At 61.8% G+C, this 23088-nt stretch carries 23 protein-coding genes; 14 read left to right on the top strand and 9 right to left on the bottom strand.

Annotation, left to right across the window (positions count from 1 at the left end; all coding sequences use genetic code 11):
* The first annotated feature begins 42 nt into the window (after positions 1–42).
* The 7 genes from folE2 to BFL40_RS18325 are packed head-to-tail and all read left to right on the top strand — an operon-like array spanning position 43 to position 5668.
* Positions 43–939, top strand: coding sequence for a GTP cyclohydrolase FolE2 (gene folE2, locus BFL40_RS18295; RefSeq protein WP_071485290.1), 897 nt, complete (start codon positions 43–45; stop codon positions 937–939).
* A complete protein-coding gene (locus tag BFL40_RS18300) occupies positions 936–1604 on the top strand; it encodes a metal ABC transporter ATP-binding protein (RefSeq protein WP_071485291.1) in 669 nt (222 codons plus the stop codon). The genes folE2 and BFL40_RS18300 overlap by 4 nt, the downstream gene beginning before the upstream one ends.
* Entirely contained in the window at positions 1604–2470 is an 867-nt protein-coding gene (locus tag BFL40_RS18305) for a metal ABC transporter permease (protein WP_071485292.1), read from the top strand. The genes BFL40_RS18300 and BFL40_RS18305 overlap by 1 nt, the downstream gene beginning before the upstream one ends.
* Positions 2471–2481: 11 nt before the next feature.
* On the top strand, positions 2482–3360 hold the full coding sequence (locus BFL40_RS18310; protein WP_071485293.1) for a metal ABC transporter substrate-binding protein: 879 nt from the start codon (positions 2482–2484) through the stop codon (positions 3358–3360).
* Positions 3357–3770: a phosphoribosyl-AMP cyclohydrolase gene (gene hisI, locus BFL40_RS18315; RefSeq protein WP_071485294.1), complete on the top strand. Its 414-nt coding sequence runs from the start codon at positions 3357–3359 to the stop codon at positions 3768–3770. Before BFL40_RS18310 ends, hisI begins: the two co-directional genes overlap by 4 nt.
* Entirely contained in the window at positions 3767–4327 is a 561-nt protein-coding gene (locus BFL40_RS18320; protein ID WP_017135756.1) for a gamma carbonic anhydrase family protein, read from the top strand. The genes hisI and BFL40_RS18320 overlap by 4 nt, the downstream gene beginning before the upstream one ends.
* A 3-nt stretch (positions 4328–4330) precedes the next feature.
* Complete coding sequence (locus BFL40_RS18325) at positions 4331–5668, top strand: dihydroorotase (protein ID WP_071485295.1); 1338 nt, start codon at positions 4331–4333, stop codon at positions 5666–5668.
* Here the strand turns inward: BFL40_RS18325 and BFL40_RS18330 are convergent.
* Complete coding sequence (locus BFL40_RS18330) at positions 5665–6186, bottom strand: DUF3617 domain-containing protein (RefSeq protein ID WP_071485296.1); 522 nt, start codon at positions 6184–6186, stop codon at positions 5665–5667. The genes BFL40_RS18325 and BFL40_RS18330 overlap by 4 nt on opposite strands.
* Before the next feature lie 130 nt (positions 6187–6316).
* Between BFL40_RS18330 and cls the strand changes: the two genes are divergently transcribed.
* Entirely contained in the window at positions 6317–7756 is a 1440-nt protein-coding gene (gene cls, locus BFL40_RS18335) for a cardiolipin synthase (RefSeq protein WP_071485297.1), read from the top strand.
* A gap of 40 nt (positions 7757–7796) precedes the next feature.
* Here the strand turns inward: cls and cfaB are convergent, their stop codons facing one another.
* The 8 genes from cfaB to hflK (BFL40_RS18375) all read right to left on the bottom strand — a co-directional run bounded on the left by cfaB (position 7797) and on the right by hflK (BFL40_RS18375) (position 16963).
* Positions 7797–8978 (bottom strand): C17 cyclopropane fatty acid synthase CfaB, encoded by a 1182-nt coding sequence (gene cfaB / locus BFL40_RS18340; RefSeq protein ID WP_071485298.1) that lies wholly within the window; start codon positions 8976–8978, stop codon positions 7797–7799.
* An 87-nt stretch (positions 8979–9065) separates the two neighbouring features.
* Positions 9066–9854 carry an HvfC/BufC N-terminal domain-containing protein gene (locus tag BFL40_RS18345; protein WP_071485299.1) on the bottom strand — a complete coding sequence of 263 codons (789 nt, stop codon included), beginning with the start codon at positions 9852–9854 and terminating at the stop codon, positions 9066–9068.
* Positions 9845–10690: an MNIO family bufferin maturase gene (gene bufB / locus BFL40_RS18350; protein WP_071485300.1), complete on the bottom strand. Its 846-nt coding sequence runs from the start codon at positions 10688–10690 to the stop codon at positions 9845–9847. The genes BFL40_RS18345 and bufB overlap by 10 nt, the downstream gene beginning before the upstream one ends.
* Before the next feature lie 66 nt (positions 10691–10756).
* On the bottom strand, positions 10757–11011 hold the full coding sequence (gene bufA2 / locus BFL40_RS18355) for a BufA2 family periplasmic bufferin-type metallophore (RefSeq protein WP_071485301.1): 255 nt from the start codon (positions 11009–11011) through the stop codon (positions 10757–10759).
* A 116-nt stretch (positions 11012–11127) separates the two neighbouring features.
* A complete protein-coding gene (locus BFL40_RS18360; RefSeq protein ID WP_071485302.1) occupies positions 11128–13014 on the bottom strand; it encodes a cation-translocating P-type ATPase in 1887 nt (628 codons plus the stop codon).
* The gene (gene hflK / locus BFL40_RS18365) at positions 13011–14045 is read right to left on the bottom strand and encodes a protease modulator HflK (RefSeq protein WP_071485303.1); all 1035 of its coding nucleotides are present in this window, start codon (positions 14043–14045) and stop codon (positions 13011–13013) included. The genes BFL40_RS18360 and hflK (BFL40_RS18365) overlap by 4 nt, the downstream gene beginning before the upstream one ends.
* Complete coding sequence (gene hflC, locus BFL40_RS18370; protein ID WP_162493889.1) at positions 14042–15028, bottom strand: protease modulator HflC; 987 nt, start codon at positions 15026–15028, stop codon at positions 14042–14044. The genes hflK (BFL40_RS18365) and hflC overlap by 4 nt, the downstream gene beginning before the upstream one ends.
* Before the next feature lie 9 nt (positions 15029–15037).
* On the bottom strand, positions 15038–16963 hold the full coding sequence (hflK, locus tag BFL40_RS18375; RefSeq protein WP_071485305.1) for a protease modulator HflK: 1926 nt from the start codon (positions 16961–16963) through the stop codon (positions 15038–15040).
* 187 nt (positions 16964–17150) lie between these two features.
* Between hflK (BFL40_RS18375) and BFL40_RS18380 the strand changes: the two genes are divergently transcribed.
* From BFL40_RS18380 to BFL40_RS18405, 6 genes are read left to right on the top strand one after another with little or no spacing between them, the layout of a single operon-like run.
* Complete coding sequence (locus BFL40_RS18380) at positions 17151–17774, top strand: CDP-alcohol phosphatidyltransferase family protein (protein WP_071485306.1); 624 nt, start codon at positions 17151–17153, stop codon at positions 17772–17774.
* Between the two features lie 11 nt (positions 17775–17785).
* A complete protein-coding gene (locus BFL40_RS18385) occupies positions 17786–19540 on the top strand; it encodes a bifunctional alpha/beta hydrolase/class I SAM-dependent methyltransferase (RefSeq protein WP_071485307.1) in 1755 nt (584 codons plus the stop codon).
* A gap of 2 nt (positions 19541–19542) precedes the next feature.
* Entirely contained in the window at positions 19543–20841 is a 1299-nt protein-coding gene (locus BFL40_RS18390; protein WP_071485308.1) for a phosphatase PAP2/dual specificity phosphatase family protein, read from the top strand.
* Positions 20831–21274, top strand: coding sequence for a hypothetical protein (locus BFL40_RS18395; protein WP_071485309.1), 444 nt, complete (start codon positions 20831–20833; stop codon positions 21272–21274). The genes BFL40_RS18390 and BFL40_RS18395 overlap by 11 nt, the downstream gene beginning before the upstream one ends.
* Positions 21275–21283: 9 nt before the next feature.
* A complete protein-coding gene (locus tag BFL40_RS18400) occupies positions 21284–21904 on the top strand; it encodes a lysophospholipid acyltransferase family protein (RefSeq protein ID WP_071485310.1) in 621 nt (206 codons plus the stop codon).
* 1 nt (position 21905) lies between these two features.
* Positions 21906–22838, top strand: coding sequence for a phosphatidate cytidylyltransferase (locus tag BFL40_RS18405; RefSeq protein ID WP_071485311.1), 933 nt, complete (start codon positions 21906–21908; stop codon positions 22836–22838).
* Positions 22839–23088: the final 250 nt, after the last annotated feature.

Consider the following 23088-nt stretch of genomic DNA (forward strand, 5'->3'; position numbering starts at 1 on the left):
ATAATATAACATGTCTTTTTATTTCCAACGATGGACCTGCTCATGAATGCGCTGACTCTGCCGGATATCGCCGCGCAGGCTTCACGCCAAGCCTTACCACTGGACTGGGTGGGCATGTGCGGTATCGCCTTGCCGATCCTCATCGACGGCCAGCGCCTGACCGCCACCGCCGATGCGGGCGTAAGCCTGGACGACGGCGAAGCCCGTGGCATTCATATGTCACGCCTGTACCTGGCCTTGGAAATGCTCGACCAACAGCCGCTGACGCCTGCGCTTCTGCGTACTCTACTTGAGCGCTTTCTAGAGAGTCATGAAGGTTTATCTAAGAACGCCTACCTGCGCATCCACACCAATTTGTTGCTCAAACGGCAGGCGTTGATAAGCCCATTAGCCGGTTGGAAAGGCTACCCGGTGTGCATCGAAGCGCGTCTGGAAAACCAGATGTTCCACGTGGAACTAAAAATTGACGTTACCTATTCCTCAACCTGCCCTTGCTCCGCTGCCCTCGCCAGGCAGTTGATTCAGCAACAATTTCTCGCAGATTTCGCCAACACGCCGTTGCAGCATGAAGACGTGCTGACCTGGCTCGGCAGCGCCAACGGCATCGTCGCCACGCCCCACAGTCAACGCAGCAGCGCGCAGTTATCCATCCAACTGGAAAACAACCAAGTCAGCCTGCCACTCACCGACCTGATCGACAACGTCGAAGCGGCCCTTGGTACCGCCGTGCAAACCGCTGTGAAACGCGCGGACGAACAAGCCTTCGCCCTGGCCAACGGGCAGAACCTGATGTTCTGCGAAGACGCCGCCCGCCGCCTGAACCTCGCCTTGAAACGCTCGGATGCCGTCAAAGCCTTCCACCTGAAAGTGATCCACGCCGAAAGCCTGCACGCGCACGATGCCGTGGCTGAAAGCCGCTGGACGAGACACTCTGCATGATCACCTGTAACGCTTTGCGCTGGGGCGCCCCCGGCCAACCGCTGACGCCCGCCATCGACCTCACGCTTGAAAAAGGCAGTCTCACCGGCATCATCGGCGCCAACGGCACCGGTAAAAGTAGCCTGCTCAAAGTCATCGCAGGCCTGCAAAAGCCGCTGGCGGGCAAAGTCACTGTGGATGTTCCGCGCCGTGGCGGCCTGTCATTTCTGCCCCAGCAGCAACACCTGGATCGCCAGTTCCCCATCAGCCTGCAAGAGCTGGTCGCCGCCGGTTTCTGGGGCACCAAGCTCACCCCGCAACAACGCAGCCAACGCCTGCAAGCCGTGCTGGAAGACTGGTGCCTCCGCGGCCTGGAACATCGCCCGTTGATGGCGTTGTCCGGCGGCGAACTGCAACGCGCCCTGCTCGCCCGCATGAGCCTGGCCGAAGCGCCGGTGTTGCTGCTCGATGAGCCACACGCCGCCCTCGACGAAGAAGGCCAAGCCCTGTGCTGGAAACACATTCACGCCTGGCACGACGCGGGCCGCACGGTGGTAATCGTCTGTCATGACTTGGCGTCCGTGCGCCACCACACCCAGCAGGTGGTGCAAATCAAAAGCACCGGCTGCGTGTTCGGCCCCAGCAAAGAGCTGATCCGCCCGCAACCGCACATGCAGGTGGCCTGATGCACTTCGCCGCCCACCTGTGGATGCCCTTCTCCGACTTCGTCTTTATGCGCCGCGCCCTCATCGGCGGGTTGGTGCTCGCGTGCAGCACCGCGCCACTGGGTGTGTTCCTGATCCTGCGGCGCATGAGCCTAATCGGTGACGCCGTGGCCCACGGCATTCTGCCCGGCGCCGCCCTCGGCTTCTGGTTCGCCGGGCTCAGCCTACCTGCCCTGACCATCGGCGGCCTCGGCGCCGGCCTGAGCATGGCCGGGTTGTCCGCGTGGATCACCCGTCGTACCGGCCTGCGCGAAGACGCCAGCCTCGCAGCTATCTACCCCATCTCCCTCGCTGCGGGCGTGCTGATCCTCGGCCTTGCCGGCAAGCGCCTGGACCTGCTGCACCTGCTGTTCGGCTCGGCCCTGGCCGTCGATGAAACCACGCTGACCGGCATGCTCTGGGTCTCCGGCTTCAGCCTGATCGCCATGGCGCTGATCTACAAACCGCTGCTGCTGGACACCCTCGACCCGCTGTTCCTGCAAACCGTCAGCCGCCTCGGCCCTCTCGCCCACGGGTTGTTCCTAACGTTGGTGGTGCTGAACCTGGTGATCGGTTTCCAAGCCATCGGCGCGTTGATGGTGGTGGGTTTGATGATGTTGCCGGCCATTGCTTCACGTTTCTGGAGCCGGCGCCTGCCGGTGTTGATCGCGGTATCGGCGGTGCTGGGATGCCTGTCGGTGTGGTTTGGTTTGTTGCTGTCGTTCTACTACTCGCTGCCCAGCGGCCCGGCCATCGTGCTGGTGGCTGGCGGTGGGTATTTGCTGTCCGTGGTCTTCGGTCCGGTGCACGGCTTGCTGCGCCGCCCGCCCTCTCTTACATCCCAATGAGGTGTTTCCCGATGCGCGCTTTACTCGTGCTGTTCAGTATCCTGCTGCCCCTGTCGATGGCGCAGGCCGCAGACAAACTCCAGGTGGTCACCAGCTTCAGTATTCTCGGTGACATCACCCACCAGATCGGTGGCGATCACATCCAGATCAGCAACATGGTTGGCCCGGATGCCGACGCCCATACCTATGAGCCCACGCCGGATGACGCCAAGGCGCTGCTCAAGGCCAAGGTCATCATCAAGAACGGCCTCGGCTTCGAGCCATGGCTGGACCGTCTGGTCACCAGCACCGAAACCAAAGCCACAGTGGTTACCGCCAGTAAGGGCGTGATCTCCCACACCATGGAAGAAGACGGCGAAACCATCCCCGACCCACACGCCTGGCACAACCTGGCCAACGCCGAAATCTACGTGAACAACATCACCAAGGCGCTGGTGGCTGCAGACCCGGCCAACAAGACCGACTACCTGCGCAACAGCCAGGCCTACCTGAAAGAAATCTACCGCCTGCTGGCCGAAGCCAAGACCAAGTTCGGTGCGCTGCCGGCGGGCAACCGTCGCATCGTCACCTCCCATGACGCGTTCGGTTACCTGGGCCAGGCCTATGGCATCCAATTCCTCGCGCCTCAAGGCCTGTCGACAGAGCGTGAACCGTCGGCCGCCGAAGTCGCTGCGCTGATCACCCAGATCCGCAAAGACAAGGTCAAAGCCGTGTTCATGGAAAACATCAAGGACTCGCGCCTGCTCAAGCAAATCGCCGACGAAAGCGGCGCGCAGATCGGCGGCACGCTGTATTCCGACGCCCTCGCCGCCGAAGGCCCGGCCAGCACCTTCACCGGGCTGTTCGAATACAACCTCAACACCCTGTGCGCGGCTTTGAGCAAGCCATGACCTTGAGCATGCTCGAACTGGAAGGGGCTGCCATTGGCAGCCGTTTTCCACTCGAACAAGTCCTAAGCGCCCTGCCGTGGAACAGCGATGGTCTGATTGCCGCAATCGCCCAGCAGCATGGCAGTGGAGAGGTGTTGATGCTGGCCTGGATGAACCGCCAGGCCCTCGACGAAACCCTGGCCACTGGGCAGGTCTGCTACTGGTCGCGCTCGCGCCAGCAGCTGTGGCGCAAAGGCGAAAGCTCCGGCCACTGGCAACAGTTGATCGAAGCACGCCTGGATTGCGACGGCGACGCGGTGTTGCTGCTCGTCAATCAGCAGGGCCCGGCCTGCCACACCGGCCGCCCCACTTGCTTCTACAACGCCATCGACGGCGACCATGTCCACATCATTACGGAGCCAGCAGCATGATCCGCAAGAACCCTTCCGGCGACCTGCCGGTGATTGCCGAATCGGCCTACGTCGACAAGACCGCGATCATTTGCGGCAAGGTCATCATCGGCGAGAACGTATTCGTCGGCCCCTACGCCGTGATCCGCGCCGACGAAGTCGACGCCACCGGCGACATGGACCCGATCACCATCGGTGCCAACTCCAACATCCAGGACGGCGTGGTCATCCATTCCAAATCCGGCGCGGCAGTAACCATCGGCGAATTCACCTCTATCGCCCACCGTTCCATCGTCCACGGCCCCTGCACCGTCGGCGATCGCGTGTTCATCGGCTTCAACAGCGTGCTGTTCAACTGCGCCGTCGGCGATGGCTGCGTGGTGCGTCACAACTCGGTAGTCGACGGCCGCGACTTGCCGGCCGCCTTCTACGTGCCCTCCACCACCCGCATCGGGCCCAACACCGACCTGTCGCAATTTCCACCGGTGAGCGTCAGCGCCTCGGAGTTTTCCGAAGACGTGGCGCGCACCAACGTCGACTTGGTGCGCGGTTACAAAGCCCTGCAAAACGAGTTCTGAACCATGAGCCGCCTGCTGATTCGCAATGCCCGCCTGGTGAATGAAGGCCAGGAATTCGACGCCGATGTACTGGTCGCCAATGGCCGTATCGAGAAGATTGCCGGCAGCCTCGAAGGCTACAACGAGCCGGTGGAAATCGATGCCAACGGTCAGTGGCTACTGCCGGGAATGATCGACGACCAAGTGCACTTTCGCGAACCCGGCGCGCCGGACAAAGGCAGCTTCTACAGCGAATCCCGCGCGGCGGTGGCCGGAGGCATCACCAGCTTCATGGACATGCCCAACACCAACCCCGCCACACTGAACCTGGAAGCGCTGGCCGACAAAAAGCGCCGCGCCGCGCTGCACTCGGTGGCCAACTACGGTTTTCACTTTGGCGTGAGCAACGACAACCTCGACACCGTCGCCGCCCTCGACCCGCGCGAAGTGGCCGGGGTCAAAGTGTTCATGGGCGCGTCCACCGGCAATATGCTGGTGGACGATCCACGGATTCTGGAACGGCTGTTCGCCGAAGTACCGACCATCCTGCTGGCCCACTGCGAACACACGCCGAGCATCCTGGCCAACGAGCAGCGCCTGCGCGAACGCTTCGGCGACCACATCCCCGCGGTCGCCCATCCGTTGATCCGCGATGCCGAAGCCTGCTATCGCTCATCGTCTTTTGCCGTGGAGTTGGCCAAGCGTCACGGCACGCGCCTGCACGTGCTGCACCTGACCAGCGCCCGCGAGTTGGCGCTGTTTGAAGACAAACCCCTGGCCGAAAAGCGCATCACCGCCGAAGTCTGCCTGCACCACCTGCTGTTTGATGACCGCGACTATCATCGCCTCGGCCACCAGATCAAATGCAACCCGGCGATCAAAACCCGCGCCGACCGTGACGCCCTGCGCCTGGCCTTGCTGAGCGATCGTCTGGATGTGATTGGCAGTGACCATGCGCCGCATACCTGGGCGCAAAAACAGTTGGGCTATCGCGAAGCGCCGTCAGGGCTGCCGCTGGTGCAACACGCGCTGCCGGCGTTGCTGGAGTTGGTGGCCGACGGGCATCTGCCGCTGACCACGTTGGTGGCGAAGACCAGCCACCGGGTGGCTGACCTGTTTGCGATTCCCGATCGCGGTTATTTACGCGAAGGCTATTGGGCCGACCTGGTGCTGATCAAACCCGAGCCCGACGGCAAGCCGGTCAGCAGCCAACCGATCCTGGCGCGCTGCGGCTGGACACCCTTCGCCGAACGCAGCTTTCGCCACAGCGTCAGCACCACGCTGGTGTCAGGCCACCTGGCGTGGCACAACGGCCAAGTGGTCGACAGTTGTCAGGGCTTGCCCCTGCATTTTTTGCGTTAAGCGCGGGGTTTGACGGTGCCGCAGTCGTTGCCCAGCCACTGGGCATGGCTGTCCAGACTGCCCTTCTGCTGGATGCCGGTGGCATTGAAAGTACCGTTGACGGTGGTGGTGAACTCTTTCTGGCTCTGGAAGGTCGCCACGCCGGTGCCTTGGGCTTTCGGACAGCTGAAGCGGAATTTCCACTGGTTGCCGGTCTTGTCGGTGACCTCCTGTTTGCAGCCCGATTGAGGGTCGGTCAGGGGGATCGAGTCAGAGGCGACCTGGGCCGGGGTGAGGCATACCTGCACGCCTTTTCCGCCCATGGTGATGCCCTGTTTTTCCAGCATCGCACGCTGCTCAGGGGTCATCTGTTGCTTGAGCTGGCCGAGGATCAGCGAAAGGTCCGGCAGGTCTTGGTTATCGACTTTCATATTGCTGGTGGTCAATTCCCACAAGCCCGGCGCCAGCATCTGCGCCTGAGCCGCCACGGGCAGCGACAATCCAACAACCATGGCCAAACCTAGCAGACGAGCATTCATCGGGTAACTCCTGGGTAATTGTGGGCGTTAGACGCCGCAAAGCCGCCAGTGTTGCACGGCAAATAAAATAGCGACATTCGCAGCCGTTCATGGTCTGTTAGGCATTGGATTGTTTGGAGTTACGTCGTTCATGGATTTTTTTGGCCCACACCTGCTCGTCTACTTCATTGCCACGCTGCACTTGCTCGGAACCCTCGCCGCGATCCACGCGGTGCTGACCGTCCGGACTGCCCAGGGCTCAATCGCTTGGGCCTTGTCGCTGATGTTCATGCCTTACCTGACGCTGATTCCCTACCTGATCTTCGGCCGTAGCACCTTCGACGCCTACATCCAGGCCCGACGCCAGGCCAACCAGGAAATGCACACCGCCATCACTGAGCTCAACTGGCGCCCGTGGGTCGAAGAAGCCCTCGCCGCGCGCAACTCCAGCGCCTACGCCTCCCTGCGCGCCATGCCCAGACTGGGCCGCATGCCGTGCCTGGCAAACAATGAAGTGCGCTTGTTGATCAACGGCGATGCCACGTTCAGCGCGATCTTCGACGCCATTCGCAACGCCAAAACCGCCGTGCTGTTCCAGTTTTTCATCATTCATGACGATGAACTCGGCCGCCAGTTGCATGCGCTGCTCAAGGAAAAAGCCGCCGAAGGCGTAGATATTTACGTGCTGTATGACCGTATCGGCAGCCACGCTCTGCCCCATCGCTACGCGCAATCACTGCGTGACGCCGGGGTGCAAGTCAAAGCATTCGCCACCCGTAGCGGCTGGCTCAATCGCTTCCAGGTCAACTTCCGTAATCACCGCAAGATCGTGGTGGTGGACGGCATTACCGGGTTTGTCGGCGGGCACAACGTCGGTGATGAATACCTGGGTAAAAAGCCGCCATTGGCGCCGTGGCGCGATACCCACGTGCAAGTCACCGGCCCGGTTGTGGCCTGCCTGCAGGAGTCGTTTGCCGAAGACTGGTTCTGGGCCGCGCGCGAGTTGCCACCCCTGATCCTGCCGGACGCCTACCCCGAGGATGGCGTGCTTTGCCAATTGCTCGCCAGCGGCCCGGCCGACCCGTATGAAACCTGCTCGCTGTTTTTCGTCGAAGCCATCCACGCAGCGACCGAGCGAGTGTGGATCACCAGCCCGTATTTCATCCCCGATGAAGCGGTGTTCTCCGCCCTGCGCCTGGCGGTGCTGCGCGGTGTCGACGTGCGCCTGCTGCTGCCCTCGCGCCCCGACCACCGCATCGTCTACGCCGCCTCCAGCCTTTACGCGATCGAAGCCGTGCGCGCCGGTGTTCGGGTGTTCCGCTATAAGCCAGGTTTCCTGCATCAGAAGGTCGTACTGGTGGACAGCGAAATCAGCGCCATTGGCAGTGCAAACATGGACAACCGTTCGTTCCGGCTGAATTTCGAGGTGATGTTACTGACGGTGGATCAGGCCTTCGCCAGTGAAGTGGAGCAGATGCTGCTGGATGACTTCGCCCTGGCCCATGAAGTCAGCCAGGAAGAAAGCCGCGAGACCCGCCGCCTGCAACAACTGGGCATGCGGGTCGCGCGCTTGATCTCACCGATTCTCTAACAGCCAGCTCCCACAGTTTTAGATCTTCGGTGCTCCTGAATCAGCGATAGATATCCTCCCGCGTCCACGGCAGTTCATGGCTGCCATCAGCGTGGGGTTTTACCGCCAGGATCTGGTGCAGGTTGATCCAGCCCCGCGCAAACGCATAGGCGCAACCGGCCAGGTACAGCCGCCAAATGCGTAACGCTTGCTCCGGTACCATCTTCGCTGCCGCTTCCAGGTTGTCTTCCAGCCGCTCGCTCCAATGATCCAGGGTGCGCGCGTAGTGCAGGCGCAGGCTTTCGACGTCGACCACTTCCAGCCCGACTTCACTGAGCTCGGCAGTCATCATCGCCAGGTGCGGCAGTTCGCCGTTGGGAAACACGTAACGTTCAATGAACTCACCCGCGCCGCGGCCGACGGGGCGGCCATCAGTGTGCTTGGCAGTAATCCCGTGGTTCATCACCAGGCCGCCTTCGCGCACCGCCCCAAACAGGGTCTTGCTGTACTCCGCCAGGTTGGCGTGGCCGACGTGTTCAAACATACCCACGCTCACCACTTTGTCGAAACGGCCGTCCTGAGGAAGGTCGCGATAGTCGAGCAACTGCAAATCCACCAGGTCTTCCAGGCCCTCGGCTTTCACCCGTTCCCGGGCCAGCGCCAATTGCTCCTTGCTCAGGGTGATGCCAAACACCTTGACCCCAAACTCCCGCGCCGCAAAACGCGCCAGCCCGCCCCAACCACAGCCTACATCGAGCAAATACTCCCCCGACTGCAACCGCAATTTGCGGCACAGGTGGCGGAATTTGTCTTGTTGGGCCTGGTCGATGGATTCGCTGCCGGTTTCGAAATAACCGCAGGAATACGCCATGTCCTGATCCAGCCATAGCTGGTAGAACTCGTTGGACAGGTCGTAATGGTAAGAAATGGCCGCTGCGTCAGTCGCCTTGTCGTGGATCGAACGCACGGGATGCGTGTCCTCGTCGTCGACCAGGGCGTTACTCAACTCATCACACACTCGGATCACTTCAGCGATGGAGCCTTCCAGCTCCAATTTGCCCTCGATAAAGGCTTCGCCTAGCGAATTAAGCGTGGGATGGGTCAGTTGGCTGACAATCGTGGGGTCCTTCACCACGATGGTCACACTGGGCTCGGGGCCCAAGTTGAATTCATGGCCGTCCCAGAGTCGAAGACGCAGCGGTAGCTGAAGATTCTGTAAGGCCGGTGGAAGTTGCGCGAGCATGAGTAGTCCCCCCTTGTTTCAGACGTCTGGAATGAGGGTAGACCATCTGAAGACAAAGTAGGGGGCTATCGATTTGATAGCGGCCTTCTATGGGACTCGGCGCTCGAGCAAACCGTCCTGGATCCACTGTTTGAGCCACGTAACCGCTTGCAGGGGGGCACCCTCTCCATAAGTGACTGCCAGTTGCGCGCACAGTTCTGAAAAACTCCAGCCGGTGGTCACCATGCCTGCCAAGGCGCAGGCTTGCGCAGGTTCCAGACTACGGTAATGGCACACGTTCTGGTGTCGCCACACCAAGCAAATCTGCGCCAACTCCAAGGCGTGGCTGTCGGGGAAGTCCGACTCATCCTTGCTGGCACGCCAAATCGCGACCGTATTGAAGTGGCAAAGCATCTGCTGCACCGAGGGTGCCAGGGTGACCTGCAACCCCGGCCAGTCTTCGGGGGGCAGTTGCGCCATATCATTCAGGGTCAGTGGTTCACCCTGCAGCGCATCGAATGCCAAGGTAAAAGCCCACTCCAAACGCGCCAGCTCAGCCAACGGCGCGCTCTGTTCAGCCACCAGATGCTCAACGATAAACGCCGCAAACCGCTCGCCCAACCAGCGCAGGCTGTAATGGGTCGACGGGTAGCGCCGAACGTAAGCCTCGGTCAGCAACGCAAATTCATCATCCCCCAGCCAATACCAGATAGCGCCGAAGTCATGGCGCAACACTTCCTGCAATCGCGACACGTAGGCGTTGTGGTAAATCGCCAGGCCCGTGTCCACATCCAGCGTCGGACCGCCCAATAAGGTGGCGGCGAAGCCACTCTCAGCCACAGAGGTTTCGGATAACAGATGCTGCTCAAAGGCCAACTGCCAATCGGTCAGGCGCATAGCGATCTCCTGGCCAACGCGGCAGCACCCAGTTCACGGGCCTTGCTCAACTCGGTGAGCAGTTCTTCGAACGGCGGGAAATGGTCATCGCGCTCCAACAGCGTCGACACCGGGCCCAAGTGCTCAAGCGTCTGTTGATACAGCGCCCACACGGGGTCGCACACCGGATGGTCATGGGTGTCGACCACGTAGTCGCCGTAGTCCATATGCCCCGCCAGATGCAGTTGGCGAATGCTTTGCGGCGGCAGGTTGCGGATAAACGTCCAGGCGTCGAACCCATGGTTGCGGGAGCTGACATACACATTGTTAACGTCCAGCAGCAGTTGGCACCCCGTGAGGTGGGCCAGGGCATTGAGGAATTCCCACTCGGTGAATTCATCCGCCTTGGAACGCACATAGCTGGAGACATTTTCCAGTACCAGCGGGCGCTGCAACACGTCCTGCACTTGGCGAACGCGGCCAGCCACGTGGTAGAGGCTTTCTTCGGTGTAAGGCAGGGGCAGCAGGTCATGCAACTGGTGGGCGTTGCCGCGGCTCCAGCACAGATGATCAGAGATCCACGCGGGCTGAATACGCTCAGCGAGCTGTTTGATGTTTTTCAGGTAATCAGTATCGAGGGCATGGGGCCCACCGATGGACAGGGACACACCGTGCATCACCAGGGGATAGCGCTCGGCTATCGCGTCCAGGTAGTACAAGGCTTTACCGCCCTGCACCAGATAATTCTCGGAGATCACTTCGAACCAATCCACAGCTGGGGATTGTTCAAGGATCTGCTGGTAGTACTCACTGCGTAAACCCAGGCCGTAACCCAGACTTGGAAGGGAAGCGGACATCAGACACTCCAGGGCAAAGTGTCCGCAGCGGTGGGGGCAACCGCTGCGGGTGCACTCGGTTGCCGGTTACTCGCCGACTTTGCCGCCAGCCTTGGTGCAAGCATCAGCACTGGCCTGGACTTTGAAGCCTTGGCCTTTGCAAGAACCCTGACCTTTGCAGGCGTGGTCTTTGGTTTTGCAATCGTTCTGGCCTTTGCAGGCGTTGATGCCGTAGCAGTGCACAGCGGTGTCAGCGGCTTGAGCCTGAGTGACTACACCAGCAAACATGGTAGCGGCGGCCATTGCGAGGGCGGCACCAGCAGCAGCGGATTTGAAGTTCATTTTTTGTATCCTCATGATCGGTTGTGGAGTCGGTCCAAACGGATTGTTCAGTCTCGACATACCACTAGAGTGAGGCCCCTCATCGGCGTTACAGCCGTGTGCAAATATTTCTGAAATTATTCTTCAAGCTTCAAAAGCGGCTCCTGGAAGCGTAGCAAACGCCCGGCGTTACCCAGTACCAGCAAGGTGCTGAGGTTATGCAGTACCGCCGCAATCATTGCGCCTGCCGCGCCCAACCAGCCAAAAGCGGCGAACACGACGATGGCCAACGTCCAGCCCAAGCCGATGATCACGTTGACCTGTAGCGTGTGGCGGCACTGACGGCTCAAGCGCACACACGTACCCAGGCGCCGCAAATCACTGCCAATCAACACCACATCCGCCGACGCCAGAGCGATATCCGCCCCGCCCGCGCCCATCGCCACGCCGACCACACCGGCTTTTAGCGCCAGGGAGTCGTTAATGCCGTCGCCCACCACCATTGGCCTAAAGCCGCTGCCAATTTCCCCCAGCACACGGTTGAGCTTGTCTTCCGGCAGTGCCTGCGCTTCGACATCGCTGATGCCCACGTCCAAGGCCAGACTGTCAGCCACGCTTTGACGGTCGCCCGTGAGCAGCAGTTGGCGACCCAGGCCCAAATCCCGCAGCTCTTGCAGCGCCTGACGCGCCTCCGGCTTGACGCTGTCGGCCAGCAACAACCAGGCGAGGAACTGCCCACCCAGCGCCAACCCGGCAATCGGGCCGTCGTGATTAGGGACGGCAGTGGTCACGATACCCAGTTGCTCGAACAACTCCGGACGCCCCAACGCCGCTTCGCCCTGCTCGGTCTGCGCAACCACGCCAAGGCCTTGGCGTTCGCGGATGTCGGTGAGCACCAGCAGTTGCTCCTGCGTTGCCAGCCCTGCCAGCGCACGGCTGACCGGGTGACTGCTCGCCGAACCCAAGCTGGCTGCAAGGTTCAACAACACCTGCCGATCCGGCGCGCTGGTCTCGATGGATTGCAGGCGCAAGGTGCCAAAGGTCAGGGTGCCAGTCTTGTCGACCACCAATGACGTCAGGTCCGCCAATTCCTCCAGGAACGCCGAGCTGCGAATCAAAATTCCATGGCGCGCCGCCACGGCGATCCCGGCAATCGCCGTAGCCGGCGCCGACAGCACCAAGGCACATGGGCACGCCGCCACCAGCACAGCCAACATCGCCTGCGCATCGTTGGTCACAAACCAGGTCACCGCCGCCAGCAGCAACACCAACACCATATAGCTGCCGGCATACCGCTCCAGCAGCCGTGTGATCGGCGGCTTGGAGCGTTCGGCGTTCTGCATCAGCGCGATGACTTTGCCCAGGGTCGATTCATTACCGGTGCGGGTTACTTCGAGGCGCAGCAAGCCGTCGAGATTGATCGCCCCGCCAAATACTTGCACGCCAACGCTGGCTTCCAATGGCACCGACTCACCGGTGATCGGCGCCGTGTCCAGGCTCGCCTGACCGGAAAGCACCACGCCATCGGCGGGCACCCGGTCACCGGCGCGCACTTCGACGATATCGCCGGTGTTCAGCGTGCCGTTATCCACTTCGACGATGCTGCCATCAGCCCGCACCAGGCGCGCATGGCTGCGAGTCAATTTGCCCAGGGCGTGGATCGCTTCCTGAGAGCCAATCACGCTGCGCTCTTCCAGCACATGGCCGAAGATCATGATGATCGGCAGCAATGCAGCGGTCAGCAGATCACCGGTAGCCCATGCCCCAATCATCGCCAGGGCGATCAGTTGATCGGTGATGCCGTGCAGGCTCGGGAAACGCAGGCTGTACCAGGCCGAACGCATCACCGGCACGGCCACCAGCAAGGACGCGACGCCAAGCAGTAATTGGCTGACACCGTTCTGGTCCGGCGCCAACCAACGCCACACCAGGCCCAATACCAGCAAACCCAGCGCCAGCATGGCCAAGGTCAATTGCCGGGCAGCACTGCGCTGCTCAGCGGAAGTCAGCATGGGCGCGCTCATTGTTCGGCTCCCTGAATGATCAAGCGGGAGTCGTCTTTAGGATCGACCGTGGTCACGGAACCGGCCTGGCCGAGAATCTTCGGCAGACGCTCACGGTACAGGCGCAGCAGCAAGCCGGGGTCTTTGACCTGGGCCAGGCTGGCGACCGTGGCGGTTTGAGCCTGGGCACTGGCCAGGCGTTCGCTGGCCTGGGCGTGGGCGACTTGCACCAGTCGGTCGGCCTCTTGGGTAGCGGTTTGAGTAACTTTTTCCGCTTCGGTGCGGGCATTCGCCACCGCTTTATCCGCTTGCTGACTGGCCGTCAGTACCGCATTGAACGCATTCACCGCCGGGCCCGGCAGGCTCGATTGCACATCGACGCGAGTCACTTCGATGCCCAACCCCAAACCAGTGGAGGCCAACTCCGCCAGGCGTTTGTTGATGCCTTGCACCAAATCCCCACGCAGCCGTTCACGGCGCTCGGCCGCACCGTTATCGGTGCCGACCAGTTCCGGGCGCGCCACCAGAATCGTGTCCAAGTCCCGCGCTGCCGTCAGCGCCACCGCGCTGCGGGTGACCAGTCGATCCAAGGCAGGCAACACATGCTCACCCTGCAATACAAAGGCGTAGGGTTCAGTGACCTTGTAGAACACCCGCACATCCAGCTGCACCACCCCGGCGTCGCCCGTCAGCAGGTAACCAGAACCAGCCAGAGCATCGCTCAAAGGCGCGGCGAAACTGGCCACGCGGTCGGCTTGGGTCGCGGCCTCGGAGCGCAGCAGGTTCTCGACCCGACGTTCAATCACGCGGTCCGCCGCCGGCAGCAACACCACTTGCTCGAACGGCTGCGGCCACGCCAGCAACAACCCGGCATTCTGAATGCGGTCGAGGGCCCCAAAGTGCAACACCACGGCGCGGTTCTGCGGGTCGATCTGCCGCACATTGGAAAATGCCCAGGCCAACGCCGCCAACACGGTCACCGCGTACAGCGCCAGGAAGGTCAGGCGCCCGGCCTGAATCCACGGGCTGTCCGGAGTGTCACGCATCGTCATGGCTGAACGTCCTTCGGCCCATCCACCAACGCGCGAAATGGCGCGGCGTCGGTGCGCAGGATGATCTTGGTGCCTGGCGTCACCACCGTGCCCAAGGTGTCGAGGGAGCGCAGCAAGTTATAAAGCTGTGGATTACCGGCGTAGGCGCGGCCATAAATCTGCGCTGCTTCGACCCGCGATTGCGCTTCGATATCAGCGGCTTTCACCGTGGCATCGGCCTGCACAATCCGCGCATCGCGCTCGGCGGCGGAGCGAATCTGCGCCGCTTCACGCTTGCCCACCGCGGTACGTTCGGTGGCAATGGTTTCGCGCTCGGCGCGCATGCGGTCGACGGTGGCGGTGAGGGTGACCGACGGCAGGGTCAGCCGCTCGACGCCCACCTGCGCCACGCGCACGCCATAGGTGGTGAGCAATTGTTGATCAATCTGCTGGCGCAACTGCGCTTCGAAATCGGCGATGCGCACTTGGTTGGCATCGGTGTTAATCAGGCTGGACAGATCGAAGCTGGCCGCGGTGGTTTCCAGTGCCGAGCCGACGAAAGTGCGAATCTGCCGCGCCGCTTCATCCGGCTGGTTCTGCACCGCGCGCATAAAGCGCTGCACATTGTCAGCATCTCCCTGCACCTGCCACGCCACGTAGGCCTGCACGATAATCCGCAGGCCATCGCGGGTGCCCACATCCTGCAAACCGCTGGAGGTGGTGCGCAGGCGCAGGTCCACCGGGATCGCCGCCTCGAACGGCGCCGGCCAGCGCCAGCCCAGGCCCGGTTCCAGCAGTACCCGCGACGGGTTGCCGAAACGGGTAATCACCGTGGCCTCGCCGGAACGCACTTGCACCAGGCTCGCCGCCGCCACTGCAAACAGCACCAGCAACACGGCCCAGGCCATGCGTCGCCAAGGGAATGGGCCGGCGGCTTGCTCATCACCGTGATGATGGTGGTGGTGATGGCCGTGATGATGATCGTGAGAATGAGCGCTCAACAGACAGACTCCTTATTGAACGGCTTTACGCGGCACCGAAGGATCGGCCGGTAAAGTAAAAGAACGCAGATCGATCGTCGGCGCACTGTTGGCGCCCAATCGATGATCCAGAATAAGCAGCTTGGCGTGGGCCAGGCCTTGGCTCAGTTGGCCGAGGTACTGTTCCAACACGAAGGCTTGGCCGGCGCTGGCGTAGGCCTTTTGTTCGGCGGCAAAGCGCAGGCCTGCCGCCTGGGCGCCTGCATTCACTTCGCGCGCAGTAGCCAGGGCTTGGTCGCGCGCGGTGCTGGCTTGCAGCAAGGCCTGGTTGGTTTGTTCGCTGGCGGCGCCGCGCTCGCGGGAAATCAGCGCCTGGGCGCCAATCTGTGCAGCCTGTACGCCGTGGTAAGCATTCGCGGCGCCAGCCGGTGGATGGATCGCTTCTACCACGGTGGCGAGAATTTCTACGCCGCTGTCGAGTTTTTGCAGATCCGCTTGTACGGCACGACCAATTTCGTCGGCGAGGCTGATGCGTTGTTCGCCGAGTAATTCATCGAGGGTGCGCGAGGCAAAGTCGTGGACCAGAATGCGGCTGGCGGTGCTGCGGATCAGCGTGGGCACATCCGCGCTGTTATAGGTGGCGGCGAGCGCGGCCTGATCGGTCAGGCCAATGCGGTAGACGAAGCGCACATCCATATTGACGATTTGGAAGCTCTGCTTGTCGCCGCTGCTGCTGGCAATCACCTGGGATTTGTCATTCACATGGCTGGCGTCCCATAACCGGTTGGCAATCAGCGGCGCCGGGCCTTCGGCGGGGGCCAGTTCCGGTGTGGCGGCTTCGCTGACGCTGGTGGCCAGTTCATGCACCACGCCGTTTTCCACGTTTAACACGCGGCCCAACGGCCATGGCAATCCGGCATGCAGGCCGGGGCCGAACACTTCCACCGGTTTGCCGAAGCGCTCATAAATCCCACGACCTTGCAGGGGCACTTCGTGCACTCCGGTCAGCGCCCAACCTACCGCCAGCACCACCAACAACACCGGCAGGAAGGCGCGGCGCATGTAGGTAAATGCCCAGATCTGACGCAGATCGATACCGAAGCGGTTGTGCAATTCATGCTGCAACGCCAGCAAGGGTTGTGGCGGCCAACGCAACAACCCGGCGATAACACTCTGCGCCATCAAGCGTGGTTCTAGACGTGGCTGGCGCGGGCTGAACAGTGACAGCGCGCCCCTCAACAGGAACTCCAGCGCCACCAGCGCCGGCAACAACCCGATCAGTGTCGCCAGGCGCAGCGGCCAGACAGACTCTGCACCGGCGAACAAAAGGCAGACCGCACTGACCACCAGGCAAACAATCACCACCCGGCTCAATTGCGCCAACTGCGAGGCTTCCGGCCATTGCGCGGTACTTTCCTGAGCCAAGCGTCGCTCGAACACCAGTAAACCGAAGGCCAATGCCAACGCCAGCGCGGCACCGATGCTTGCAGACTGCCCCACCGCCGCTGCGGGCAAGGTCAGGTTCCAGAATTCGATAATGCTGACCAGCGCCAACAACGACCAGCCGCCCAGCCACAGCACTGGCGTACCGATCTGCGCCAACAAGCCGCTGCCAAAACGCCCGATAAGGCGCGCGTACCAACCTGTATCTTCAACGGGCAGTTCGATCAGCTCAGCCGCAGGCCCTTCCAGCGCCTGGGCGCGCCAATCGGCGACCCACCACGCCGATTGCAACCCGGCCACCAGCACCAGCAACGCCGAAGCACAGTTGATCAGCAGCACCGGCCAGATCGACAGCGGCGCAAACAGGGCGACAAACAGCGCCAGTATCCAACCGAAAATGGCCAGGGCCGTCAGGCTGATACCGGCTTGCCTCAATCGACGGGCATGGAACAGTCCTTGCTGAAAACGCGGAAGGCCTTCAACCGAAGCGCCGTCAGCTTCTAGATCAACTTGCATCCACTCAATGCCCACTTGTACACAATTAGTTACGATATAACACGATGCGTGAAATTTTTGTTTGCCTAGAAGCAGACCACGACCCGATCCCCCCATAAACACGTGCCATCACTGGTGCAGGCCACGATTAATCGGCACACTCCGAAACAGTTTTTCGCGGGTCCACGGACAAGGAAGCGTCACTCCCATGATTTCGATCTATCAACTCAAACCGCGCTTTCAAAACTTGCTGCGCCCTCTCGTGCAGCGCCTCTACGACAACGGCACTACCGCCAACCAGATCACCGTGCTGGCCGGCGTAGTTTCCCTGCTGGTCGGCCTGTTGATCGCCGGCTTCGCCCAACACCTCTGGCTGTTCGCGCTGATCCCGCTGTGGATGATCCTGCGCATGGCCCTCAACGCCATCGACGGCATGCTCGCCCGAGAGTTCGGCCAGCAGTCACGCCTGGGCGCCTACCTCAATGAACTGTGCGACGTGATCGCCGACAGTGCGCTGATCCTGCCTTTTGCGTTGATCCCCGGCGTGAGCCTGGCGCCGGTGCTGTTGGTGGCGCTGCTCGCGGTGTTCAGTGAATACGCCGGTGTGCTCGGGCCGATGGTCGGGGCGTCTCGACGCTATGACGGGCCGATGGGCAAGAGCGATCGGGCGTTTGTACTCGGCGTACTGGCCACCGGTGTCGCGCTGGGCTGGCTCAGTGCGGGTTGGGTCGACGCCGTGATGTGGCTGGTCGCCGCCCTACTCGCTTACACCCTGGTCAACCGGGTACGCCAGGGCCTCAAAGAAGAACAACACACCTCACCGATTGCATAAGGATTTTTGCGATGCGCGAACAGCAAGAGCACACCTTCAGTACCCATGATGGCGTCGAGCTTTTCTACCGGCACTGGCCGGCAACCGCCCCTAAGGGTGATGAACCGCGCAAAGCGATCCTGCTGTTTCATCGCGGCCACGAGCATTCGGGGCGCATTGCCCACCTGGTCGATGAACTCGACCTGCCGCAGTTCGACTTCTTCGCTTGGGACGCCCGGGGCCATGGGCAATCCCCCGGCGAGCGGGGTGACAGCCCCAGCTTCGCCACCAGCGCTCGCGACGTGCAGACCTTCTGCGACCATATCGGCGGCGCCTACGGTATCGATGAAGAGAACTTCGCCGTCATCGCCCAAAGCGTCGGCGCAGTGATCGCGGCCACCTGGGTGCACGATTACGCGCCGAAGATCCGCGCCCTGGTGCTCGCTTCTCCGGCGTTCAAGGTCAAGCTGTACGTGCCGTTCGCGCGGCCGGGCCTGGCGCTGATGCGCAAGTTTCGCGGCAACTTTTTCGTCAACAGTTACGTCAAGGCCAAGTTCCTCAGCCATGACCCTGAGCGCGTGGCGTCTTACGACAGCGACCCACTGATCACCAAGGCCATCTCGGTGAATGTGCTGCTGGGCCTGTACGAAGCGGCCGACCGCGTTGTAGCCGATGCCCAGGCGATTCAGGTGCCGACGCAACTGCTGGTCTCCGGCTCCGACTTTGTGGTGCACCGCAAACCCCAACAGCAATTTTTCGACCGCCTCGGCAGCCTGAAAAAAGAACTGCACATCCTCCCTGGTTTCTTCCACGACACCCTAGGCGAACGCGACCGCGCCGTAGCCGTGAGCAGTGCCAAGCGTTTTATCCTGCAGAACTTCGAACACCCGCTGGACCGCGCTTCCTTACTGGACGCCGACAAGCTGGGCGCCACCTGCGCCGAATCCGAATCCCTCGCCGCACCGCTGCCGCACAACTCCTTGCGCGACCTGTACTGGCGCATGACCCGCGCCAGCATGGGCCTGGGCAAAACCTTGTCGGACGGCGTGAAACTGGGCTTTGACACCGGTTTCGACTCCGGCAGCACCCTGGATTATGTGTACCGCAACAAGCCCACCGGCAAAGGTGGCCTGGGGCGAATGATCGACACCAACTACCTCAATTCCATCGGCTGGCGCGGCATTCGCCAGCGCAAGCTGAACGTCGAGGAGTTGCTGCGCCTAGCCATGGCAGAGCTGCGTGCAGATGATCGCGAAGTGCGCATTGTGGACATCGCCGCCGGCCACGGGCGCTACATCCTGGAGGCCTTGCAGGGCGTGTCGCCGATGCCGGAATCGATCCTGCTGCGCGACTACAGCGACATCAACGTGCGCGACGGTGGCGCGCTGATCCGTGAGAAAGGCCTGGGGGATATCGCGCAATTCGTCAAAGGCGATGCCTTTGACCGTGCGGATCTCGCGGCGCTTGCGCCAAAACCGACCTTGGCGGTGGTGTCCGGGCTGTATGAATTGTTTGCCGATAACGGCATGGTCGGCGGCTCATTGGCTGGCCTGGCCGAAGCGGTGGAGCCTGGCGGTTACCTGGTCTACACCGGCCAACCGTGGCACCCGCAACTGGAACTGATCGCCCGTGCATTGACCAGCCACCGCCAGGGCCAAGCCTGGGTGATGCGCCGTCGCAGCCAGGCGGAAATGGATCAGTTGGTCGAGGCTGCGGGCTTTCGCAAGATCACTCAGCGTGTGGATGAGTGGGGCATTTTCACCGTGTCCCTGGCACAGAAGATCTGACTATGCGCGAACCCGGCCTGTTAAAGCCTGCGGTCCTATGGCTGCTGCTGTTGGCGCCGCTGTTTTTCAGCACCTACGGCTTCGCCACCTGGGTCACCAGCCAGCGCAGCGACGTCGGCACGCTGGTATTCGGCTGGGAAACCCATATGCCATTCCTGGCCTGGACCATCGTGCCCTACTGGTCCATCGACCTGCTTTACGGGTTCTCCCTGCTGCTGCCCAATACCCGTCATGAGCTGAAACAACATGCGCTGCGCCTGCTGAGTGCGCAGGTTATTGCCGTGAGCTGTTTCCTGATCTGGCCGCTGCGCTTCACCTTCGAGCGGCCGGAGCTGGACGGCGTATTCGGCTGGCTGTTTGCAGTACTGGCGGGCTTCGACAAGCCGTTCAACCAGGCGCCGTCGCTGCATATAGCACTGCTGGTGATCCTGTGGGTCATGTACCAACGCCATACCCAAGGCTTTTGGCGGTGGGTGGTGCATGGCTGGTTCGCCTTGATCGGCATTTCGGTGCTGACCACTTATCAACATCACTTTATCGACTTACCCACAGGCGCCCTCGCCGGTTGGCTGTGCGTGTGGCTGTGGCCAGTGGAACATCCGAGCCCGCTGTTGAATGCCCGGTTGACGCGAGATACCAAGCGCTGGCGGATCGGCGCGCGCTACGGGCTGGGCGCCTTAGCCTTGGTTATCCTGGCGTTTGTAATGGGCGGCGGCTGGCTGTGGATACTTGGGCCGGCGGTTTCCCTGGGTTTGATCAAGGCCAATTACTTCGTGCTCGGTGCTTCGGGCTTCCAGAAACGCGCCGATGGCCGACTAACCCCCGCCGCACGCTGGCTATACGCGCCGTACCTGGCGGCCGCATGGATCAACTCGCGCCTGTGGACACGCAAACACCCACAACCGGATCTGATTGTGGATAACGTTTGGCTTGGCCGAATTCCTGCGGCTAGCGAGCAAGGCTCTTTCACGGCCATCGTCGATCTCTGCGCCGAACTGCCGATTAATCCACAGGGGCGCGCCTATCAATGCATCCCCGTGCTGGACTTGATCGCGCCTACGCCCGCCGAATGCCTGCAAGCCGCGCAAGCCATCGAGCGCCTGCGCTCAACCGGCCCCTTGCTAGTGTGCTGCGCCCTCGGTTACTCACGCAGCGCCACCGCCGTCGCCGCCTGGCTACTGCACAGCGGGCGCGCAGCCACGGTCGATGAGGCGCTGGCTATTATTCGTACAGCGCGGGCCAGCGTGGTCCTGCATCCCGCTCACCGTGAAGCTTTGGAGGGTTTGCCCCATGCCCGCTGATATGGAACTTCAGGTCGTCGCCAGCCTGCTGCGCCGTGGCCGTTCGCTGGATCAGTTATCCACAGGCCTGACGCTGCTCGGCTTTTTGTTCGGCCTGGCGCAGCTGCTGATGGCCAGTATCTCGACGATCTGCCTGTTACTCGCCCTGTGGATGATTGTCCTCGGGCTGCTGCAAAAGTACTGGGCGCTGCGCGTGGCTTTCGATGCCGATCTGTTCGCCCTGCTGGCCAGAGACACCGAGCGCACCCCAGACCTCGACCAGGCCCTGCTAACCCTCGGCCTGCAATCGGCCAAGCGCATCGGCCGGCCCTGGACTGAGCGCCGTCGCGGCGCCCTCAAATTGCTGCGCAAGCAAGCCTGGCTTTTGGGCGCGCAAGCACTGCTGACCCTGGCCGTAATCCTCGCCAGCCCTTGGCTACCTTTCGCCGGATAAGGAATTCCCATGTTCGAACCCGTGGTCGCCACGCTGATTACCTCCATGGCCCGCACCGTCACTGGCGCCCGCAGCCTGTGGCTGGGTTGCGCGCCAGTGCCGGTGCAACGCATCTACTTCGCCAATCACAGCAGCCACGGCGACTTCGTGTTGCTGTGGGCCTCGTTGCCGCAGAACCTGCGCAAATTCACACGCCCAGTGGCCGGCAGCGACTACTGGAACACCAGCGCCCTGCGCCGCTACATCATCAACCGCGTATTCAACGGCGTGCTGATCGACCGCGAGCGCAAGGACCCTGTGGATAACCCCTTGCAGCCGATGCTCGCTGCCTTGGAAGCCGGCGACTCGCTGATCATCTTTCCCGAAGGCACGCGCAATCTGGAAGACGGCCTGCTGCCCTTCAAAAGCGGCCTTTATCACCTGGCGAAAAGTTACCCACAGGCTGAGTTGATCCCCGTGTGGATCGCCAACCTCAACCGGGTCATGCCCAAGGGCCGCGTGCTGCCGCTGCCTTTACTGTGCACCACCAGCTTCGGCGCACCGCTGCAACAGGAAGAAGGCGAAGACAAAGCAGTGTTCCTTGCCCGCACCCGCGACGCCCTGCTCGCCCTTGCCCCGGAGCATTCCTGACATGGATAGCCAAACCCTGATGTTGTTCGGCGGCATCGGCGCGATCCTGGTGCTCGCCTCGCTGATCGGCCTGATCCTCAAGTTGCGCACCCACGGCACGCCGAATGCGGTCATCGACAACCTCAACGCCCGCATCAACGCCTGGTGGGTAATGGTGGTGGTCATCGGTATCGCCTTCTGGCTCGGCACTGGCGCTGTGATCCTGCTGTTCTACGCGGTGTCGTTCTACGCCCTGCGCGAATTTCTCACCCTCACTCCCACCCGCCGCAGCGACTACCCGGCCCTGGTGGCCGCGTTCTATTTGGCGTTACCGCTGCAATACCTGCTGATCTACTCCGACTGGTACGGGCTGTTCTCGATCTTCATCCCGGTGTACGTGTTCCTGCTGCTGCCGATCCTCGCCTCCCTCGGCGGCGACAGCACGCACTTCCTGGAACGCGCGTCGAAAGTGCAATGGGGCCTGATGATCGCAGTGTTCTGCGTATCCTTCGTGCCCGCCCTGCTCACCCTCGAGATCCCCGGTTACGAAGGTCGTAACCTCCTGCTGATCGCCTACCTGGTGATCGTGGTGCAACTGTCGGACGTGCTGCAGTACGTGTGCGGCAAGCTGTTCGGCAAGCACAAAATCGCGCCCAACCTGTCGCCGTCCAAAACCGTGGAAGGCTTTGTCGGCGGCATTTTGCTCTCATCCCTGATCGGCGCGGCGCTGTGGTGGACCACACCGTTCAACCCATGGCAGTCGTTCTTGATCGCACTGTTGATCAACCTGCTTGGCTTTGCCGGCGGCATCGTGATGTCGGCGATCAAGCGCGACCGCGGCGTAAAGGACTGGGGGCATATGATCGAAGGCCACGGCGGCATGCTGGATCGATTGGATTCGGTGTGTTTTGCCGCGCCGATTTTCTTCCACCTCGTGCGGTATTGGTGGACCTGAATCCTCACGCCGATCGTTCCCATGCTCCGCGTGGGAATGCATCCTGTGACGCTCTGCGTCACGACCTCAAGGGAGGACGCGGAGCGTCCAGGGCGGCATTCCCACGCAGAGCGTGGGAACGATCCATGACGGAGTGTCAGCTGACATAAATGCTGCTGTGCCGACGCTATCGCAGGCAAGCCAGCTCCCACAGTGATTCGGGGCAATGTCGAGAGTGGGCAAAGTCTGAAACTGCCGCTCCTACCTGCCC

Source organism: Pseudomonas costantinii, from assembly GCF_001870435.1.
Lineage (GTDB): Bacteria > Pseudomonadota > Gammaproteobacteria > Pseudomonadales > Pseudomonadaceae > Aquipseudomonas > Aquipseudomonas costantinii.

Coding starts and splice junctions, on each gene's coding strand:
- folE2 (WP_071485290.1), top strand. CDS start 43: ATGAATGCGCTGACTCTGCCGGATATCGCCGCGCAGGCTTCACGCCAA.
- BFL40_RS18300 (WP_071485291.1), top strand. CDS start 936: ATGATCACCTGTAACGCTTTGCGCTGGGGCGCCCCCGGCCAACCGCTG.
- BFL40_RS18305 (WP_071485292.1), top strand. CDS start 1,604: ATGCACTTCGCCGCCCACCTGTGGATGCCCTTCTCCGACTTCGTCTTT.
- BFL40_RS18310 (WP_071485293.1), top strand. CDS start 2,482: ATGCGCGCTTTACTCGTGCTGTTCAGTATCCTGCTGCCCCTGTCGATG.
- hisI (WP_071485294.1), top strand. CDS start 3,357: ATGACCTTGAGCATGCTCGAACTGGAAGGGGCTGCCATTGGCAGCCGT.
- BFL40_RS18320 (WP_017135756.1), top strand. CDS start 3,767: ATGATCCGCAAGAACCCTTCCGGCGACCTGCCGGTGATTGCCGAATCG.
- BFL40_RS18325 (WP_071485295.1), top strand. CDS start 4,331: ATGAGCCGCCTGCTGATTCGCAATGCCCGCCTGGTGAATGAAGGCCAG.
- BFL40_RS18330 (WP_071485296.1), bottom strand. CDS start 6,186: ATGAATGCTCGTCTGCTAGGTTTGGCCATGGTTGTTGGATTGTCGCTG.
- cls (WP_071485297.1), top strand. CDS start 6,317: ATGGATTTTTTTGGCCCACACCTGCTCGTCTACTTCATTGCCACGCTG.
- cfaB (WP_071485298.1), bottom strand. CDS start 8,978: ATGCTCGCGCAACTTCCACCGGCCTTACAGAATCTTCAGCTACCGCTG.
- BFL40_RS18345 (WP_071485299.1), bottom strand. CDS start 9,854: ATGCGCCTGACCGATTGGCAGTTGGCCTTTGAGCAGCATCTGTTATCC.
- bufB (WP_071485300.1), bottom strand. CDS start 10,690: ATGTCCGCTTCCCTTCCAAGTCTGGGTTACGGCCTGGGTTTACGCAGT.
- bufA2 (WP_071485301.1), bottom strand. CDS start 11,011: ATGAACTTCAAATCCGCTGCTGCTGGTGCCGCCCTCGCAATGGCCGCC.
- BFL40_RS18360 (WP_071485302.1), bottom strand. CDS start 13,014: ATGAGCGCGCCCATGCTGACTTCCGCTGAGCAGCGCAGTGCTGCCCGG.
- hflK (WP_071485303.1), bottom strand. CDS start 14,045: ATGACGATGCGTGACACTCCGGACAGCCCGTGGATTCAGGCCGGGCGC.
- hflK (WP_071485305.1), bottom strand. CDS start 16,963: ATGCAAGTTGATCTAGAAGCTGACGGCGCTTCGGTTGAAGGCCTTCCG.
- BFL40_RS18380 (WP_071485306.1), top strand. CDS start 17,151: ATGATTTCGATCTATCAACTCAAACCGCGCTTTCAAAACTTGCTGCGC.
- BFL40_RS18385 (WP_071485307.1), top strand. CDS start 17,786: ATGCGCGAACAGCAAGAGCACACCTTCAGTACCCATGATGGCGTCGAG.
- BFL40_RS18390 (WP_071485308.1), top strand. CDS start 19,543: ATGCGCGAACCCGGCCTGTTAAAGCCTGCGGTCCTATGGCTGCTGCTG.
- BFL40_RS18395 (WP_071485309.1), top strand. CDS start 20,831: ATGCCCGCTGATATGGAACTTCAGGTCGTCGCCAGCCTGCTGCGCCGT.
- BFL40_RS18400 (WP_071485310.1), top strand. CDS start 21,284: ATGTTCGAACCCGTGGTCGCCACGCTGATTACCTCCATGGCCCGCACC.
- BFL40_RS18405 (WP_071485311.1), top strand. CDS start 21,906: ATGGATAGCCAAACCCTGATGTTGTTCGGCGGCATCGGCGCGATCCTG.